Consider the following 19,134-nt stretch of genomic DNA (forward strand, 5'->3'; position numbering starts at 1 on the left):
TCTCTTCCAGATGCTTGACACGTTCTTCCAGTTTTTCTATTATCAAAAATAGCTGAGTAACAAGTTCGACGACTGCCTCAGGACCAGCATCATAAACTGCAAGTATTTCTTCCCGTTCTATACAAATCCCCTCTGATCAATAAAATCTTTTTTCTGAACGTTAAAATGAGGTCATAGTATATTGATTTTTACTTTAGTGCTGGAAGGATGGCTGAATAGTTACATTTTTTCTATAACTTTTGTATCAATAAAGAAATCATTTATTGTTTTATATTTATTTAGTAGCATATTTATTTTTATCTGCGGATACTTTTTTACTAGATAATTTTTACAATAAACTGCAGCATCTTGATCAGAAGTAGCTCTACCAACTATAATAGCCATATTTTTATCTCCAAAGCAGTGATAAACATTTTGTAAAACTACACAACCTGAGATAGTAGGAGTTACAACAATATCACCAATTTCAGATGCATATAGCTCTGCTTCCATAACATGCCTTTTTTCAATTTGAAGTAACTGTTCTTCGGTTTCAGCTTCTGCAAGTATAATGAATTCAGTTGACAAACCTATTTTTTTCCAGTTAGGAATAATTGTGTATTTGTCTATGATATCCTCTTTTTGCATGTTACGTATATGGTAAGCAACCGAATTACCGTCCTTGAAATCCAATATTTTTGCAAGTTCAGCATTTGTAACTTTACTATTCTCCATCAATGTCAATAAAATGAAAGTATCAGTTTCGCTAATATAGGTTGTTTCTGATATTATTGTCGATATTTTCTTATTTTTTTCTATTTTTGCATCTGTCATTATTATCACGAGAAAATTATTAATTATTATAGAATAGGAGTAATAACATAAGTACAAAGTTAAAAGTCTTTTCTGTTATTCATCTGTTGCTAATTTGACAATTTGAACTTAATCCCAATAATCTATAGAACTCCGACCTTTCGCAGATGTTCTGGGAATTTTGATAATTATCTGGATTGCAACTATTTACCAACTACGCGTAATAATAGTGTTATACATATAGCAATTATTAGAACTTTTGCTGTAATAAATATACTATATTCCGGGTCAAAGGAAAATATCTGTTTTTCTCAAGACATCTGCGGAATGTGAGAGAAATCATCATTCAAATAAACTAATAGCAATACAAAACGTGTATATTTCCTTTAAAATAATACATCAATATATATTATAACCATAAAGAAAAATAAGAACAAAGTTACAATACAAGAAAAATCTGATATTAGATTTACATAAAAAAGAAAAGAGCTGACCGGCTAAAGCCGGTCTTCTATTTTAAAATTTAATGGTGTGCGTGTTCGTCTTCAGCCTTCTGCTTTTCCCATGCTTCATGTGACTCGTTTATTGAGCCAAGGCACTTCTTGCAGAGCTGTACTGTGTCTTCCTCAGCACCCTTTGAGAATGAAGGTCTGCTGATTGTTACATCGTAAAGCTGTGCAATGTTACCGCAGAATTCACATTTGCCTGCGGTTCCGCAGCTTGGAGATTCTGCCTGCTTGTCATGGGCCTTCTTTCCTGCATTCAGACAGCCTTCACAAAGACCCTGCCACATGCCATGTGGATAGGAATGTGCATACTTTGGCTTGAACACTCTTACAGGAACCACTGTGGGAATAGCAACTCCACAAAGATCACAATCTGCCATTTAGAAACCTCCGGGAATCAATACTTTTGCAGCTTCCATTGCCCAGTAGACAAATGGTTCAGACCAGAAACCAATTACAAGTACACCAATAACGGCGATTACCATTGCAATGGTGTATGGTAGTGGTTCTGATATCTTCTCACTGTCAGTTGGAAGGAAGTACATGTATTTGACGATCTTTGCATAGTAGTACAGTGATATTGCACTGTTGAGTATTGCAATTACTGCAAGCCACACAAATCCTGCCTGGATGGTTGATGAGAACAGGATGAACTTGCTCATGTAACCTGCTGTGAGCGGGATACCTGCCAGTGCAAATACGAACACTGTCAGACAGAGAGCAGTTACTGGCATTCTCCTTCCAAGACCCCTGAAGTTGTCAATGTGATCTGGATCATTTGAATCCTTGTTCTCAGATAGTACCATGTATGCTACTGCAGCAGTTGCAATGAAAGCTCCAGCCTTCATGAAACCGTGTGACAGTGCATAGAATATACCACCACCAAGTGCCATTGGTGTGAGTACCACAAATGCCATTGTGATGTAACCTGCCTGTGCAAGTGAGGAGTATGCGAGCATTCTCTTGACACTTGTCTGGTTCAGAGCTACAATGTTACCATATGTCATTGTGATGACTGCAAGTATTGCAAAAGCAATCTGCCATTCAGCTTTAAGGGCAATCAGTGCAACTACAAATATCTTGAGAGCTGCTACAATACCCATCTTCTTGGAACCGGCTGCAAGCAGTGCAGATACCACAGACGGTGCGCCCTGATATGTGTCAGGTGCCCACATGTGGAATGGTACAAGAGCTATCTTGAAACCAAATCCAGCAATCAGGAGAACCACTGCAACAAGTCCCATGGGACTTGATACAAGTAAGCCTGCATTGGCAGCTATTCCCGGAATACTGGTTGTGCCTGTCGCTCCGTATACATATGATATACCGAGAAGCATAAGGGCTGCTGAAAGTGAGCCTATGATGAAGTACTTCATCGCAGCTTCCAGTGACTTTGGGTTCTTCTTCTCAAAGCCTGCAAGTGCATAGGTTGCAAGACTTGCAAGTTCAAATGCAACGAACAGTACCATAAGATCGTTTGCAGATGCAACGAACATCATGCCTATGGTTGCGAATATTCCGAGTGTGAAGAACTCTTCAGTGTGACTGTTGCCTTCTGTGTACTTGATACCAGATATCGTAAAGAGCAATGCAACTACAAGGAACACTATCTTAAAGAATTGGGACAGGGCATCAATAGATACCGTGTCATTAAACACTGTCGCCTGTGTTCCAAGACTTGAGACTGTGAGGAACAGGGAAACAATTACACCAAGGCTTGCCAGGTAACCCAGTATCTTCTTTGAATCTGTCGGAATGAAAAGTCCAATTAGCAATACTGCCAGTCCTGTGATCGCAAGGGTAATTTCAGGAGCTAATAACATCAAATCCATTCCTTAGACCCCCATGACAGCCATAAGGCTGGTTATATGTTCTGAATTCGTCAACATCATATCAAGCACCGGGCTTGGGTTAAGTCCAAAGTACAGTATGAGGATTACAATGATGCCCATTGAAATAGTCTGATAACTATTGATATCGGCAACTGTACCGAGTTTCTCATTGTAGACACCAAACATTGCCCTCTGGAGAGCCCATAGATGATATGCTGCAGTTATCACGATTGCCAGCAATGCAATAATTACGTATGCTGGGAGGCTCACAAAGGCTCCTGCAAGTACTGAGACCTCTGCAATAAAACCGCTTAGTCCAGGGAGTCCAAGGGATGCCATGAAAGTCACTACCATGATGACTGCCAGTTTTGGCATCTTCTGCGCAAGGCCTCCGAGATCGTTGATGATCCTTGTGCCTGTTGCATTATTGATGATCCCGCATGACATGAACATAATGCTCATGATAAGTCCGTGTGAGAACTGTTGGAACATTGCTCCTGAAACAGAGAGTGATACAATACCAGCTGCACCGAGTGTTACGTAACCCATGTGGCTTACACTGGAATATGCGACCATTTTCTTGAGATCCTTCTGTGAGAGTGCGAGGAATGCACCATAGAGTATACTTACAGAACCAAGAACTGCCATGATGGTTATCATCAGGTTTGGTGACGCTGTAAATGGCAGCATTGGCAGCATTATCTTAAAGAGACCGTAACCACCGATCTTAAGCATGACAAAGAGCACACTTCCGGCAGTTGGTGCCTCAGTGTATGCATCCGGAAGCCATGAATGGAACGGGAAGCTTGGTATCTTGACAATGAAACCGAAGAGAAGTGCAAGGAATATCATATCTTTTGCAATTCCTGATTCAATGAACTGGAACTGGGCAATAAGTATTGGTATGTCCAGTGTCGGGGTTCCTGTATTCTCCCATGCTGCAAAGTAAAGTCCGAATATACCGAGCAGCATCACAAGAGAAGCCACGTGGGTGTATATGAAGAACTTTATTGAAGCGTGGTGCTTGTTGGGCCCTCCCCATATGCTCACCATGAAGAAGAGCGGTATGAGAGTAAGTTCCCAGAACACATAGAACAGGAAGAAGTCCAGAGCGGTGAATACACCGATAACTGCACCTTCTGTTGCAAGTATGAGTGCGTAGAACTTGTTCGGTGATTTTCTGTCATCGTTCCATGTAAAGAGAACGAGTAGTGGAAGTACAATTGCATTGAGAAGTATCAATGGCATTGATATTCCGTCAACACCGAGATGGTAGGTTATTCCAAGGGAAGGCACCCACTGTACAAGTTCCTCGAATTGGTTATCAGCAATGCTACTATCAAAGTTAAAGTACATGTATACCGTGAGTAACAGTACTGAAACCGTAGCCACAAGGGCAAGTGACCTTGCCTGTTCTTTTGTTTTTGTCAATAATGTAAGTGCTGCAAATATCAGAGGTATAAGCACGATCAAAGATAGTATCGGCAACATCAGAGTACCTCCATTACCACTTTAATGAGTATGACCAGAAGACTTACTCCGGTTATAACAGCCGTGGCGTAGTTCTGTACTTTTCCTGTCTGGAACTGACGAAGTGATTCTCCGGCCTCCAGTGTCAGGTCACTCATCCATTTAACTATCCAGTCAAAACCTCTGTCAATGGCACGTCCTGCAAAGGCAAATCCTTCGTATATGACCTTGACCGAGAAGAAGTTTGTGAATATAGCATTCTGGTAGTACCTGTTATACAGGAGTTTGTAAATTGGATTATTCCTTGAAACAAGGCTGTCCATGTTTACAATCTTCAGTCCGTAGACAAGGAAGGCAATCAAGAAACCTGCAAGTGCAACTATCAACGGCATCCATAGTATGAGTATTGGCTCATGTCCTGCATGTGAAGCAAGGTGATAGCCACCAATTGATGCAAGCTCAGCGATGTCCATGTGCACAAAGTTGTTCACGAAGGTCTCGCTGACAAAAGTATTGAACCTCTGTGAAGTTAGACCACCGAAGACAAGTGCAAACACTGCAAGTATTGACAATGGAATTGTCATCGATGCCGGCGATTCGTGTCCTCCGTAATCCGTACGTGGCTTTCCATAGAATGTCATGAAGAGCAACCTGAAGATATATAGAGATGTAAGCAATGCTGCAGCTATTGAAAGTGCATATGGGATCCATGTGCCGGTCGTTTCTCCGAAAAGGTATGCACTCTCGATGATGGCATCTTTACTGAAGAAACCACTGGTACCTATGGATGTCCCGGGAATACCAATGCCTGCAAGCGCCAGGGATGCAGCTATCATTGTTGCTGCTGTTATTGGCATTACTTTTGCAACACCGCCAAGCTGCCTCATGTCGTGTGTACCTACTGCGTGGATCACGCTACCTGCACACAGGAAGAGCAAAGCCTTGAAGAATGCATGGTTGATCAGATGGAAGATCGAAATGCCTACTGCCTCAGCACCGATTGCTGCACCGACACCAAGACCAAGCATCATGTAACCGAGCTGACTTATGGTAGAGTATGCAAGTACACGTTTAATGTCATTCATTACTATACCCATTGTTGCTGCAAAAATTGCAGTGAAAGCACCAAGATAAGCCACTATCATCAGTGAATCCGGAGCTGCGATGAACATCGGGAATGTCCTTGCAACCAGATAGACACCGGCCGTAACCATGGTTGCTGCGTGTATTAGAGCTGAAACGGTTGTCGGACCCTCCATTGCATCAGGGAGCCACACATGGAGCGGGAATTGACCTGATTTACCAACAGCACCACCGAAGAACAGGAGTGTTATTATTGTGATGTGACTGACATCCATTCCAAGAATATTTGCATTCAGTGCTGCAATTTCCGGAATGTGAGTAAAGATCTCATCGAACCGGAGTATGTAGACACCCTCTGGGATAGTACCGTTGAATATTTTGAAGAGGTCTGAGAACAGGATAACAATTCCTGCAAGGAACATCACGTCACCGACCCTGGTTGTCAGGAAAGCCTTCTTGGCTGCAGATGCAGCAGATGGCTTTTCATACCAGAAACCGATGAGCAGATAAGAACAGACACCCACAAGTTCCCAGCAAATAAAGAGTTGGAGGATGTTGTCTGAAAGGATAAGACCAAGCATTGAAGCTGTAAACAATGCTGTCTCTGCAAAGTATCTGGATGGTGCCTTGTCATGTGACATGTAGCCTACTGAATAGATGTGGATAAGCAAACTTACAAATGACACCATTGTAAGCATAACTGCTGCCAGAGGATCAACAAGGATACCTATGTTGAACATGGAGAACCAGTTATATGACTGATTCACAACTTCTTCAGGATTTGCAAGCAGGTTCAATGTAATTAATAGTGATATCACAAATGATGTCGCAATAGCTGCTATTGGAATTATAGCACCGCCTGTTGGCAATTTCTTCCCGAGGAAGAATGTCAGCACAAAGGCTAGTGCAGGCAGGAGTGGTATTAAGAATGCGAAATCTTCTACTGCCATTTTTACCACCTCAGTATATTAATAGTCTCAAGACTTATCGTATCCTTCATTCTATAGATTGCCATAAGTATAGCAAAGCCGATTGCTGCCTCACAAGCTGCCAGTGCAATTGAGAACAGTGCAAATACCTGCCCTGTAAGGTCACCGTTGTAGCTTGAAAATGCCACAAGGTTGAGGTTGGCTGCGTTTAGCATAAGTTCCACGCACATGAGAATACGAATACCACTACGCTGTGTCATCAGTCCATAGAGACCTATGGAAAAGATAATTGCTGCAAGAGCAAGGTAAAAGGCGATTGGTATCATTGAGTATCATCTCCTTTTGCCATGTAGATGGCACCCATCAATGCGGACAACAATACGATAGATAATATTTCGAACGGAACCACGAAATCAGTGAATATGAGCAGTCCGATACCCTCAATATTACTCTGGTCTTCCAGATTCTGAGGTAGTTGGTCCAGTGATGGCCAGCTTGTAAAAGCAATTGCCACAACCATGACCGAAAGGAACAAAAGTGCAATTATCATTCCAAAGATACGTGGTTTAAGGTAGTTATACACAGATGTGATAACCTCCATTGCTGTAAATGAGATCTCTTTATTCAGCATCTGTACCAAACTCCTTCTTTGTAAGCATTACAGCGAACAAGATCAATACTCCTATTGCACCGATGTACACGAGTATCTGGATAACACCAAGGAACTGTGCATTGAGCAGTATATACAGAGCTGCAACAATGAACATTGTAATGATGAGCGCAATGGCCGCTCTAACTACATCCCTAGCCGTTACCACAAACAGTGCGAACACTATCGATGCAAGAGCCAGAATCGCAAAAACGATCATTTCAATGATTGAACCTATTGTGGTGTCCATCTGCTCACCTCTTCACCTGCTTCTTCTTCAGCATTGATGTCAACTTCCCTTGCCAGCATATCCGGCGTAAAGAGAAGGTCCTCATGGTTCCAGCGAATAACACCTGTCAGATACACTTTTGTACTTGACAATGCTTCCTTTGGACACTGGTCTATACAAAGACCACAGAATAGACAGTGACCGATATCTATTGCAGGGAACCATCTCTGCTTATCACTGCCAGGACTTACACGTGCCCTGACTATCTTAATAGTATTGTTAGGACATGTATTGGCGCATATTCCACAACCAATGCATTTGCTTTTATCCAGTTTCTGCAAGCCTCTGAACCTATCTGAAAGTTTTGTGGGTACTTCCGGGCACATTCTTGTTACAGGTGGACCGAAGTAAATGTTCTTAACTGCCGTAATTATATTTTTAATAACCATTACATCCACACCTCCAGAAGACCCAATCCGATTACCCATCCAAGATTAAGGAGAGCTAATGGCAGGAGTCTTTTCCAGCTCAGGTCCACGACCTGGTCGATCCTGAACCTTGGAACTGCCCATCTTATCATGATAATTGTAAGAATGACCAATACTACCTTTCCCAAGAAGAAAGCAGTTGGGAGTATTATACCAAGGATAGTGTTTGCAGTCAGTGCTGCAGGCAAATTCCATCCTCCAAGGAATAACAACACAATAAGCATTGAGCCAAGAATAAGGTGGATGTATTCCGCGAAGAAACCAAGACCGAATCTCATACCTGTGTATTCAGTGATCCATCCGGCAATGAGCTCTTCCTCAGATTCGTTCTGGTCAAAAGGAAGACGACCCATATCCGCCATGATGGCAATGAAGAATACAATGAATCCGATAGGCTGTTTGATTATGAACCACAGAGGACTCTGCGCCTGAGCAATCTCTACAATGTTCAGGGAACCGGCCATGATCGCAACACTTACGATACAGATACCCAGAGGAACCTCGTATCCGATCATACGTGCAAAGTTCCTGAAAGCACCAAGAAGAGAGTACTTGTTATTTGAACTGTATGCGATCATGAAAATACCGATAACAGAAATGGCAGAAACCGCTTCAATATAAAGGATACTAATATCCATATCAGTTGCCGCAATCGGATAAGTTTCACCGTTGATGATTATCGCACCGAAAGGAATTGCCACAAGCATAAGGAAAACAGATCCCATCATAAGGATAGGTGCTGATACGAACAGTAATCTGTCAGCGTTCTTCGGGATAATATCCTCTTTCGTGAACAATTTGATAGCATCAGCAACAAGCTGGAGCAATCCATGAGGACCGGTCCTCATTGGACCATATCTCTGCTGGATGTCAGCAGAAAGTTTACGCTCAAACCATACAGCAGCCATTGCACCGAGGAATATGGCACCCATGAGACACAAGCCAAGAATACCCCTTAGAAGCGGGTTGTAAATTATATCTTCTAACTGCATCATGATCACCTGTCAACCTCACTGGTACATGTGTCCATACTTCCTGCAATAGCTACTATATCAGCAACACTCACACCTTTAAGAAGTGGCGGTAGTGTTTGCAGAGTAGGGTATACAGGTCCTCTCACCTTCACACGATATGGTTTGTCTGAACCATCAGATACCATATAGAATCCCATTTCACCTCTTGGGGCCTCCACACGGTGGAAAACCTCTCCGGCCGGAATCCTCATAACAGGTGACCTCTTGCCATACGGAGTACCTTCTGGGAAAAGCGGACCTGATGGAATCTGGTCAAGACACTGCTCAATAATATACATGCTCTCGCGCATTTCATCAAGACGTACCTGTATTCTGGCATAGACATCGCCTGCTTTCTGGGTACATACCTTAAAATCCAGATCAGCGTAGACAAGATAAGGTTCATCCTTGCGAATATCAAAAGCAACGCCTGTTGCCCTGAGAGGTGGTCCCGATACGCCAATGTCCTTTGCAACATCTGCGGTGAGAACACCTACACCTACAGTCCTTGACTTATAGATAGAATCGGTACTATACAGCTCTTCATATTGATCAATAGCCTTTCTCAGGTTTCCAAAGACATATTTCACATTATCCTTGAATCCTTCAGGAAGATCATCCTTCACACCACCAAAACGCAGGAAACTGTGAGTGACACGTGCCCCTGTAACGGAATCCATAAGAGTCAACACATCTTCCCTGTCCCTAATAGTGTACATGAACATACTCACAAACCCGACAAAGGATGCATATTCCCCCATACCCAGCAGGTGACTCTGTATCCTGGAAAACTCTTCCATTATAACACGGATGTACTGGGCTCTCTCAGGCACTTCTATACCTGCAAGCTTCTCAACGCAACCGACATATGCCTCTTCATTGGTAAGTGCTTCAAGATAACATATCCTGTCCACAATGGTTATACCCTGAAGATAGGTCTTGTTTTCTAATATCTTTTCGATCCCTTTGTGGATCCAGCCTATCTCAACCTCGGAGTCCACAACGGTCTCACCCCTCAATTTCGCATTCAATCGGAATGGTCCTGGCATCATGGGATGTTGTGGGCCAAGGTGTACTATCATTTCAGAAGGTCCAACTGTTTCTTCCATAATAAATCCTCACACCAAATTCTTAGCCGTCTTGTTGGGGAAGCCTTGGTAATCCTTACGCAATGGCCACTCACCGAGCATCTCTATTGGAAGTACAAGAGGTTTAAGGTCGGGGTGGTTAAGATACTTCACACCAAACAGTTCGTACGTTTCTCTTTCGTACCAGTTCGCATTCCAGTAAACAGGTACTACGGATTCAATCACCGGATTTTCTCTTGGAAGGATTGCCTTCATCGTAAGTATGACCGGGTGTTCGTAAGAACCTATAATATATACTACTTCGATCTCATTCCTGCCCGGATAATCAACTGCAGATTCACAGCAAAGATGTCCAAAAGACAGGTCTTCCTTGAGGTAGCGGCATACATCCACTACATTGTCAGGCTTCACTTTAGCAACAGTCCTGATGTCAGATTCAATATCTGCATCATATACTTCTTCCGGGAACTTGCTTGTAAGTGAAGCAATTATAGATTTAGCATTCATCGATCCACCTCAATAATCCGTACCTCTGTCCTTCTTCGCCTCTATCTTCTTCTGAAGCTCAACAAATCCCTGAATGAGAGCTTCACATCTTGGAGGACATCCTGGAATAAAGACATCTACCGGGAATATCTCATCAACATTCTGGAAAGTACTGTAAGATTCATAGAACGGACCACCACTTATGGCACAATCGCCATAGCATATTACCCACTTTGGTGCAGGCATCTGATCCCAGATCCTTTTCAATGCAGGCAGATACTTTTTTGTCACATATCCACTGATGATCATGACGTCAGCATGCCTTGGGGAGTTACGGGGAATTATACCAAAACGGTCTGTGTCATAGTGAGCCATTCCTGTGGAAAGCAGCTCAACACCACAACAACCCATTGCATTTACCATGAACCATAATGAATTCTTACGACCCCAATTAAGGACATCCTGGATCTTTGTTTTCTTAATGATGTCACTAATAGTATTCGTATCGGTAAGCACCATGCCGGGAACGTCATCATATCCAACGTTCTGGACTGTAGTTTGTTCGACATTCGTCTGCTCTATTTCATCCATTTAAGAGCCTCCTTCTTGATTAGGTACACGTAGCCAAACAATACAACAAAAATAAAGACTAACATTTCGATGGTTGCTATTTCAGTAATACCATGTCCTTTGAAGATAGTAGCCCATGGATAAAGGAAGAGGACTTCAATATCAAAGAGAACAAAAGCAATGGCATAAAGGTAGTATCCAACATTGAACTGTATTCTGGCACTTCCTACTGGAAGGGAACCAGCTTCATATGTCGTGTACTTTGCTGATGATTTACTCCTCGGACTTAATGATTTCACAAGGAACATGGTCAGAGGCGGCATCATAAGCGCCACTATAAGAATGATTGCAACCGGTATGTAACTATTGGCTATGTTACTAATATCGATTATTCCTGACATAAACTATTCTCCTGAAAGTTATAAAGGTAGATAGACTATTCGTATAAAACACCTTCGTGTAAGGGACTAATACAAATACATCTCAAATACATGTAGATAGATTAACTGTATCTATTGATATATTTTTTAATAGATACTGCTGGCTATTTATTGATAATAATTCATCATATTTAAATTGTCTTAATTACGATGCTGAAAGCCTGCAAAGCAGATCAAAAAATAATAGGATAGAAGCAAGGAAAATGTGTGGAATAACGAAATGTATTAAAATTCATAGTATACAGAATATCAATTAGCACCAGAAGAAACCTCGGGAAGCTAGTATAAATATCAGCCATATATTTTACCAGCGACATCATGGATACGAATATGATACCTGCCTTTAAAAAGAGAAAATTGCACTTACCTAAAAAGGAAAAAAGCGTTCACACGCTTTTGAGACAGCAATATTTCTTAATAACGGTGCCACATTCAGAACATGATACAACCATCCAGTCACCCACGTCCCTGCGGGTGTATTTCTCAAATATAGAAGCATTACATGTTGGACACACATAATAATCCTTGAAATAGTAGTGATAGAAGTGAGGAGTTTCCTCCAGCCATTCAAGGACCTTTTGCATGTGTTCGAAATAGCGCCTTTTGGAAGGATGGTCACTTCCATTTTCAAGTGCATCTGAAACACGGGAAATGACGTCTTTTGTATGCTTTTCAGATTTCTTTGATAATTTCTTGTAATCTGAAATATACCGCGTAGTATTATTGAGATAATTGATGTAGGCAACATGCGCCTTTGGCTCACTTTTCCAGATGGTACGAAGAAAATACTCGCCCATGACATCTTCCATTATATCCGCACAGGTAGTGCAGATATTATATTCTGCATAGTGTCTGGAGTCCTGCAGTTCCCCGCATATAGCACAAGTTTCCATTAGAAATCCCCCTGATCATTTAAAGGTTTGCGGAGTAAGTGCCTCACGAGTAAACATTATCGGAAAAACATTGAGCACTGCAAGTAGATCTCCCTCATTGACTTTTCCTGTTTCCTGACCCAGCACATATGCAGCATTTATTATACGCTCACTGTCAACAGGCCTGGCACCTCCCTTTGCACCAACCTTGATCAACGAAACCAGTGCGTGATGGGAAAAAGTACACGGAATGGCAACCATGTCAGGATCCAGCTGTATATCTTTAACGTTAATCTTTTTGAATTCACCTGCACGAATATCCATATCCTCATCAGCTATCACCATTTCCCATTTTGCACGGGTAGCAATAGTGAATTCATATGGTGCGGCTTCAACTCTCTTAGAGACCAATTCCCCGTTATTCCTGGAAACAACCTGAATTACTTCTTTCTTCATAAGTCCACCTAAAAGTAAACTGATTTTTAACTATAAATAGATTCCTATATTCTTAACGAATAATCATGATATTAGTTCGATGGATTGAATCTGCTAGACATAAGAATGCAACCCCATACCCAAGCATCATCTTTTCAGAATAATACAGCTTTTCTCCTTATGGCATTTTGTAGTTAAAATACTCTGAGAATCCTTTATACCATCCATATTTCCAAGTACCTGCAACACATTTTCTTTAAGTGAATGGATATCGAAGGTCCTTACTTTCAACAGTATATCATAAGGTTCAAGTAATTCATATATTTCCAGCACATCATCGATATTTTTCAGGCGGTTTATTATATTGATCCTTTTGCTTTGTTCAATATTAACCCCGATAAATGTTGTGACATTCAAACCAACTTCCGCAGTTTCCACCTTTACCGTAAACTCGCGGATAACACCTGTTTCACGCATTTTCTCTATTCTTTTATGCACCGTAGATGTTGCAAGATCAAGATCTGTTGCAATTTCAGTGCTGTGCATCCTTGAATTCTTGCAAAGGTATTCTAATATTGCGAGATCAACATCATCCATGATAATATAATTATTAGTGGATAATAATAAATGTTTCTATAAATGATTCCATTTTAAGTAGTATATGAAAAATATGTGAAACAATATTCAAATAATATTATCAAAAAAATTCCCTTTTTGTGGAAGATAAAAACAGATAAAGAGTGATAAGACTTTTTATCATTAAAACCCTTATACAATGAAATCCGGTGAATTATACTATGAAAGTGAATAACAACTGTGTAGGATGCGGTCAATGCGCTGCTTTTTGTAAATTCGGGGCCATTGTAGTGAGAGGAAAAGCAATTATGACCTCCTCCTGTGTAGAGTGCAGATTATGTATCGCATACTGTCCGGTTAAAGCAATAGAGGCATAGATGAAAGCAATAATTATTGGTTCAGGACTTGGGGGGCTTTTAAGCGCAGCTAAACTTTCAAAAGCAGGATATGAAGTAGAGGTCTTTGAACGTCTTCCGATAATAGGAGGCAGGTTCACGAATCTACCATTTAAAGGATTCCAGTTAAGCACAGGTGCATTACACATGCTTCCACACGGACCTGCCGGACCCCTTGCACAACTTATTGAAGAGATAGGAGCAAATGTAGAAATTGTCCGCAAAAAGCCTATTGCAGTAATAAGAATCCCCAGGAAAAAAGGAGATACAGATTATAAGTATGGTTATAAGGACCTCCTCTTTGAAAATTTCAGAACCCCTTTTTCCGTATTTAACCGTATCAAATTGGTGTATTATGCAATAAGCACACGGAAAAAATCGCCATCTGGTGAATCTTTTGAACAGTGGTGCAAAGCTCATCTTGACCAAGACTGGACCGTCCGCATATCAGATTCCTTCTTTGGATGGGCGCTCAGCCTGAAAGCTGCAGACGTTCCTGTCGAAGAAGCATTTGCAATAATCGAGAACCTCTACCACTACGGCGGACCAGGAGTACCTATGGGAGGATGCAAAGCCATCACTGACGCGCTTTCAGATATAATACAATCTTCTGGAGGAATAATACACACGTCATCTGAGGTAACAGGTCTCAAAATAAAAAATGGAACCGTTGAAGGCGTTCTTGTCAATGGAGAATGTTACCTTGCAGACCTAGTAATCAGTGATATCGGGCACACGGCTACAGCTACCTTGATAGGCGAAAAAACAGGCATTACTGGGATGGAAGACTATAAGCGTAAATCCAATAACTTGAAACCTTCAGCCGGAATAAAAATATGCATCTCATCAGATAAGCCACTCATAGGACATGGAGGTGTACTGCTCACACCTTATGCAAAAAGAGTAAACGGAATTAATGAAGTAACCAATGTTGACCCTAAATTGGCTCCCGAGGGAAAACATCTTACAATGGCTCACCAATGTGTTCACTGGAAAGATGTAGATAATCTCGAAAAAGAGATAGAACTCGGGCTTGAAGACATCAAAGACATTTTCGCAGGAAAAGAATATGAAGTACTTCTGATACAATCATATTCAAATGAGTGGCCCGTTAACAGGTCACCATCCGGTGCAGACCTTGACAATAGAACACCAATACCAAACTTATATGTAGTAGGAGACGGAGCCAAAGGAGAAGGCGGGATAGAAGTGGAAGGGATCGCACTTGGAGTCAAGAAATCTATGCAGGATATTTTGATGAGATAGCCTCATAAAAAACAGTAATTGAATAAACTTATGTAGTTGCTACTTAATCAGGGAATTAACAATGGATGAATTTGTCACATTCTGCCGTAATGTATTCATACCTGTCACAAACGTATGCAGGAACAAATGTGCATACTGCACATTCAGGCGTGACCCTGAAGATCCACAAGCACGGCTTATGAAGATGGAGGAGATCCTCCCTATTCTGGAGCAAGGTCAAAAAGCAGGGTGCACAGAAGTTCTTTTTACTTTTGGCGAATATGCTGAAGAAATACCACTATACAAGGAATGGCTTAATGATATTGGATATTCCAGTACAATTGAGTATATTTGCGAACTCTGCAAAATTGCTATTGACATCGGCCTTTTACCACATACCAATGCAGGCATATTGAATTACACCGAACTGGAAAAACTAAAACCTTTAAATGCCAGCATGGGTCTTATGCTTGAAACCACTGCCGATGTTGTTGCACATGAGGGGTCACCTGGAAAAATACCTTCAAAAAGGATCAAGACGATGCGCTATGCCGGAGAGTTACATATTCCTTTTACAACCGGCATACTGATAGGAATTGGCGAAACCCTTGACGACAGAATCAATTCCCTGCTGTCTATTGCGGAATTACATGAGGATTACGGACACATACAAGAAGTTATCATACAGAACTTCACACCAAAACCTGATACACCTATGGCAGATATGCCTTCACCTACTGAAGAAGAAATGATGCAGACAACACTGATAGCCAGGGAAATACTCCCAAATGAAGTGGCAATCCAGGTTGCACCGAATCTGATTGACCCTTATCTTCTGATACAGTGTGGTGCCAATGACCTTGGCGGGATTTCCCCGACAACTATAGACTGGATAAACCCTGAAGCTGAATGGCCAAGTGTAGCAAAACTAAAAGAAATGGTACATGAAGTATCGTTGAAGGAAAGGTTGCCGATATATCCGCAGTACATTCAAAAAGGCTGGTACAGCGATACTCTAAAAAGTCTTATCAAAGATCTTGCCGATGAGCAGGGCTATCGGAAAATATGAGTTCTGAGTGGGGCACACCATTTAAATAGAAAAGATATGTATCGGAGGAAAATATGAACCCTATTATTCCGGATGACATCATTGAACGTGCCTACGCAGGTAAAACTACAAGGGAAGACGCGCTTTTCCTTTTAAAGGTGCCGCCTTTCAAACTTTTCGAGTTTGCTGATAGATTGCGCTATGAGACCGTAGGCGATACTGTTACTTACGTAGTCAACCGTAATATAAACTTTACAAACCGATGTGTTGGAACATGTGGCTTCTGCGCATTCAAAAATAATAGTGGATATGTACTGGACATTCCGAAAATACTTGAAAAGGTAAAAGAAGCAGAAAGTCTTGGTGCCACAGAAGTTTGTATTCAGGGAGGATTACTTCCTGAAGTAGACATCAATTTTTACACAGACATAATAAGAGCAGTGAAAACTGAATTCCCACACATCCATACGCATGCATTCTCCCCCATGGAAGTGTATCATGCTGCAAGGCAGAGTGATATAACGATAGGAGAAGCACTGATGCACCTCAAAGATGCAGGGCTTGATACAATGCCAGGAACTGCTGCGGAGATTCTTTCTGACAGGGTGAGGGACATCATCTGCCCCAACAAGCTCAAAACCGACGAATGGGTGGATGTCATAACACAGGCTCACAGAGCGGGGATTAACACTACTGCCACCATCATGTATGGACACATTGAAACGATTGAAGAACGTATCGATCACATTATGCTCATAAGGGAGATACAGAAAAAGACAGGCGGTTTCCTTGAATTTGTCCCATTGACCTTTATGCCCTACAATAACAGAGTAGGCGATGAAATGATAAAGGCTGGAAGATATGCCACCCCTGGTATAGAAGATTTGCAATTGTATGCCCTTGCACGCATCATACTTAACACCCACATAAAGAATATCCAGGCAAGTTGGGTGAAGCTTGGGAAGAAACTTGCCCAGGTTGCACTTTACTGCGGGGTCAATGACCTTGGAGGAACCTTGATGGAAGAAAAAATATCCAGCTCAGCAGGTTCTACAAATGGTCAATTCATGTCCGCACAGGAATTGGAATGGTTTATCACTTCTTCAGGAAGACAAGCACTTCAAAGAAATACAATATATAAACCAATCATCAATACCAATCCGGCACAGATGAAACTTAGAATTGCCTGAGGAAATGATGCACCCTACAATCACCGACGATATTATCGAAAGAGCATATAGCGGAGACATCTACAAAGAAGATGCAATGACCTTGCTTGATGCAAATCCTTTTGAGCTTTTTTCCCTTGCAAATGACCTGCGCTACGATGCAGTTGGAGACAATGTAACATACGTAACTAACCGCAACATATACCTCACAAATATGTGTGTAGGAAATTGCGGTTTTTGTGCTTTCAAGGAAAAAGAAGGATATATACTTTCAACTGAAGAGGTACTTAAAGAAGTTGAGTGGGCAAATAATTCAGGAGCTGTGGAAGTTTGTGTCCAAGGAGGATATATACCACAACTCACCATGGATTATTATACTGAGCTCTTTGATGCCATAAAATCCAATTATCCTGCGATGAACATCCATGCTCTTTCGCCTATGGAAGTGTTCTATGCTGCCGGAATGGAAAAGATGCCACTTGAAGAAGCCTTCAGTATTTTGAAAGAATGTGGTGTAGGCACGCTGACCGGAACATCAGCAGAGATACTTGCAGACCGCGTCAGGAAGATAATCTGTCCGACCAAACTGACAAGGCAGCAATGGATAGACACAATTGAAGCTTCACACAACGCCGGTCTTCTGACAAACTCAACCATAATGTACGGACACGTTGAAACGGCAGAGGAAAGGCTGGACCATATATTCACAATCCGGGAGATACAGCAGCGTACCAACGGCTTTACCGAACTTATCCCCATGCCTTTTATGCCATACAACAACAAGATAGGAGAAGAAATGATGCAAAGTGGAAAATTCATGACCACTGGCATCGATGATCTTCGGTTGCATGCCATTTCAAGGATAATATTACACAAGCATATTGACAATATACAGGCTGCATGGGTTAAGCTTGGAAAGAAATTGGCACAGGTTGCATTATTCTGCGGCGCTAATGATCTTGGGGGCACTCTTATGGAAGACAAGATCACAGTTGCTTCCGGCGGAACAAATGGAGAATATACCCCTGCAAAGGAACTCGAGTGGATGATCCGCCAAACAGGCAGGACACCAAAAATGAGGAATGCACTTTACGAGGAAATATAATGAAAGCATTGATTCCCTATAAAAGGAAAAACGCCAAATCAAGGCTTTCACCTGTACTAACACAAGAGGAACGCGAAAAATTCGTAGAACTCATGCTAAAAGATGTGGTCTGCAGTCTTCATGATGCAGGGGTTGAGGACATAGATATACTCACAACCCTTGATAATGGCGTACCATCCGGCCTGGAGGCAAAAGTAGTACTTAACGAACATGACTTGAATGAAGCCATCAATGAATACCTGAGCCATGAGCAAAAACCAATATTCATAATAATGGCAGATCTCCCTCTTGTAAGAGCTGAACATATAAAAGAAATAATCGCAAGGCCTGAAGATGTAGTGATCATCCCGGGAAAAGGAGGAGGAACTAACATCCTATTCATAAAGGACCCTTCCAATTTCCACGTCAAATATTATGGCTCCAGTTTCCTTAACCACTGCAATATAGCAAAAGATAGAAAATGCTCGGTGCATATTTATGATTCTTTCCTTTTAAGCACCGACATAGACGAACCTCATGACCTCGTTGAAATAATGCTTCATGGACATGGGAATTCCAGGGAGTATGTCATGGAAAGATTTGACATGAGAACGGGAAAGGCAAGAGCCAGAATCAGTGCTTCCGATGACGCATAAGCCACTTATAGTGCTTGTGCTATTAAGGCTTACTTAATCATGTTATTTTAATTTGCAATTCGAAAGAGATATTTTATTT

The 19,134-nt window shown here is 41.6% G+C and carries 23 protein-coding genes; 6 read left to right on the forward strand and 17 right to left on the reverse strand.

Annotation, left to right across the window (positions count from 1 at the left end):
- Positions 1 to 219 precede the first annotated feature (219 nt).
- The 17 genes from BB781_RS06985 to BB781_RS07060 form a co-directional block, all read right to left on the reverse strand.
- Positions 220 to 813, reverse strand: a complete 594-nt coding sequence (locus tag BB781_RS06985; protein WP_094227786.1) for a hypothetical protein — start codon at positions 811 to 813, stop codon at positions 220 to 222.
- A 502-nt stretch (positions 814 to 1,315) separates the two neighbouring features.
- Positions 1,316 to 1,678 (reverse strand): F420H2 dehydrogenase subunit FpoO, encoded by a 363-nt coding sequence (fpoO, locus tag BB781_RS06990; RefSeq protein WP_094227787.1) that lies wholly within the window; start codon positions 1,676 to 1,678, stop codon positions 1,316 to 1,318.
- On the reverse strand, positions 1,679 to 3,130 hold the full coding sequence (fpoN, locus tag BB781_RS06995) for a F(420)H(2) dehydrogenase subunit N (protein ID WP_094227788.1): 1,452 nt from the start codon (positions 3,128 to 3,130) through the stop codon (positions 1,679 to 1,681). It abuts the gene before it with no gap.
- Positions 3,131 to 3,133: 3 nt separating this feature from the next.
- Positions 3,134 to 4,621 carry a F(420)H(2) dehydrogenase subunit M gene (gene fpoM / locus BB781_RS07000; RefSeq protein WP_094227789.1) on the reverse strand — a complete coding sequence of 496 codons (1,488 nt, stop codon included), beginning with the start codon at positions 4,619 to 4,621 and terminating at the stop codon, positions 3,134 to 3,136.
- Positions 4,621 to 6,633, reverse strand: a complete 2,013-nt coding sequence (gene fpoL, locus BB781_RS07005; RefSeq protein ID WP_207205257.1) for a F420H2 dehydrogenase subunit FpoL — start codon at positions 6,631 to 6,633, stop codon at positions 4,621 to 4,623. Before fpoL ends, fpoM begins: the two co-directional genes overlap by 1 nt.
- Positions 6,634 to 6,635: 2 nt before the next feature.
- Complete coding sequence (gene fpoK / locus BB781_RS07010; protein WP_094227791.1) at positions 6,636 to 6,938, reverse strand: F420H2 dehydrogenase subunit FpoK; 303 nt, start codon at positions 6,936 to 6,938, stop codon at positions 6,636 to 6,638.
- Positions 6,935 to 7,243, reverse strand: coding sequence for a F420H2 dehydrogenase subunit FpoJ (gene fpoJ / locus BB781_RS16340; RefSeq protein ID WP_094227792.1), 309 nt, complete (start codon positions 7,241 to 7,243; stop codon positions 6,935 to 6,937). Before fpoJ ends, fpoK begins: the two co-directional genes overlap by 4 nt.
- Positions 7,233 to 7,511, reverse strand: a complete 279-nt coding sequence (locus tag BB781_RS16345; RefSeq protein ID WP_094227793.1) for an NADH-quinone oxidoreductase subunit J — start codon at positions 7,509 to 7,511, stop codon at positions 7,233 to 7,235. Before BB781_RS16345 ends, fpoJ begins: the two co-directional genes overlap by 11 nt.
- Positions 7,496 to 7,939 (reverse strand): F420H2 dehydrogenase subunit FpoI, encoded by a 444-nt coding sequence (fpoI, locus tag BB781_RS07025; protein ID WP_094227794.1) that lies wholly within the window; start codon positions 7,937 to 7,939, stop codon positions 7,496 to 7,498. Before fpoI ends, BB781_RS16345 begins: the two co-directional genes overlap by 16 nt.
- A complete protein-coding gene (gene fpoH / locus BB781_RS07030) occupies positions 7,939 to 8,970 on the reverse strand; it encodes a F420H2 dehydrogenase subunit FpoH (protein WP_094227860.1) in 1,032 nt (343 codons plus the stop codon). Before fpoH ends, fpoI begins: the two co-directional genes overlap by 1 nt.
- Positions 8,971 to 8,975: 5 nt before the next feature.
- Positions 8,976 to 10,100, reverse strand: coding sequence for a F420H2 dehydrogenase subunit FpoD (fpoD, locus tag BB781_RS07035; RefSeq protein WP_242492568.1), 1,125 nt, complete (start codon positions 10,098 to 10,100; stop codon positions 8,976 to 8,978).
- Positions 10,101 to 10,109: 9 nt separating this feature from the next.
- Positions 10,110 to 10,586: a F420H2 dehydrogenase subunit FpoC gene (gene fpoC / locus BB781_RS16100; protein WP_242492569.1), complete on the reverse strand. Its 477-nt coding sequence runs from the start codon at positions 10,584 to 10,586 to the stop codon at positions 10,110 to 10,112.
- 9 nt (positions 10,587 to 10,595) lie between these two features.
- Complete coding sequence (locus tag BB781_RS07040) at positions 10,596 to 11,084, reverse strand: NADH-quinone oxidoreductase subunit B (protein WP_394335328.1); 489 nt, start codon at positions 11,082 to 11,084, stop codon at positions 10,596 to 10,598.
- Between the two features lie 59 nt (positions 11,085 to 11,143).
- Positions 11,144 to 11,536, reverse strand: coding sequence for a F420H2 dehydrogenase subunit FpoA (fpoA, locus tag BB781_RS07045; protein WP_094227796.1), 393 nt, complete (start codon positions 11,534 to 11,536; stop codon positions 11,144 to 11,146).
- A 425-nt stretch (positions 11,537 to 11,961) separates the two neighbouring features.
- A complete protein-coding gene (locus BB781_RS07050) occupies positions 11,962 to 12,468 on the reverse strand; it encodes a hypothetical protein (protein WP_094227797.1) in 507 nt (168 codons plus the stop codon).
- A gap of 15 nt (positions 12,469 to 12,483) precedes the next feature.
- The gene (locus BB781_RS07055) at positions 12,484 to 12,903 is read right to left on the reverse strand and encodes a DUF22 domain-containing protein (protein WP_094227798.1); all 420 of its coding nucleotides are present in this window, start codon (positions 12,901 to 12,903) and stop codon (positions 12,484 to 12,486) included.
- Between the two features lie 126 nt (positions 12,904 to 13,029).
- Positions 13,030 to 13,479, reverse strand: a complete 450-nt coding sequence (locus tag BB781_RS07060) for an Lrp/AsnC family transcriptional regulator (protein ID WP_094227799.1) — start codon at positions 13,477 to 13,479, stop codon at positions 13,030 to 13,032.
- A gap of 200 nt (positions 13,480 to 13,679) precedes the next feature.
- Here BB781_RS07060 and BB781_RS07065 point away from each other — a divergent pair, with 200 nt between their 5' ends.
- From BB781_RS07065 to cofC, 6 genes are all read left to right on the forward strand, one after another.
- Positions 13,680 to 13,835, forward strand: coding sequence for a 4Fe-4S binding protein (locus BB781_RS07065; RefSeq protein WP_094227800.1), 156 nt, complete (start codon positions 13,680 to 13,682; stop codon positions 13,833 to 13,835).
- Positions 13,836 to 15,119, forward strand: a complete 1,284-nt coding sequence (locus BB781_RS07070; protein WP_094227801.1) for a phytoene desaturase family protein — start codon at positions 13,836 to 13,838, stop codon at positions 15,117 to 15,119.
- 61 nt (positions 15,120 to 15,180) lie between these two features.
- Positions 15,181 to 16,167, forward strand: coding sequence for a 7,8-didemethyl-8-hydroxy-5-deazariboflavin synthase subunit CofG (cofG, locus tag BB781_RS07075; RefSeq protein WP_094227802.1), 987 nt, complete (start codon positions 15,181 to 15,183; stop codon positions 16,165 to 16,167).
- Between the two features lie 53 nt (positions 16,168 to 16,220).
- Positions 16,221 to 17,336 carry a 5-amino-6-(D-ribitylamino)uracil--L-tyrosine 4-hydroxyphenyl transferase CofH gene (gene cofH / locus BB781_RS07080; protein ID WP_094227803.1) on the forward strand — a complete coding sequence of 372 codons (1,116 nt, stop codon included), beginning with the start codon at positions 16,221 to 16,223 and terminating at the stop codon, positions 17,334 to 17,336.
- Positions 17,337 to 17,343: 7 nt separating this feature from the next.
- Positions 17,344 to 18,420 (forward strand): 5-amino-6-(D-ribitylamino)uracil--L-tyrosine 4-hydroxyphenyl transferase CofH, encoded by a 1,077-nt coding sequence (gene cofH, locus BB781_RS07085; protein ID WP_094227804.1) that lies wholly within the window; start codon positions 17,344 to 17,346, stop codon positions 18,418 to 18,420.
- Positions 18,420 to 19,055: a 2-phospho-L-lactate guanylyltransferase gene (gene cofC, locus BB781_RS07090; RefSeq protein ID WP_094227805.1), complete on the forward strand. Its 636-nt coding sequence runs from the start codon at positions 18,420 to 18,422 to the stop codon at positions 19,053 to 19,055. Before cofH (BB781_RS07085) ends, cofC begins: the two co-directional genes overlap by 1 nt.
- Positions 19,056 to 19,134: the final 79 nt, after the last annotated feature.

Origin of the sequence: Methanolobus psychrotolerans (genome assembly GCF_002243045.1) — an archaeon.
Taxonomy (GTDB): Archaea; Halobacteriota; Methanosarcinia; order Methanosarcinales; family Methanosarcinaceae; genus Methanolobus; species Methanolobus psychrotolerans.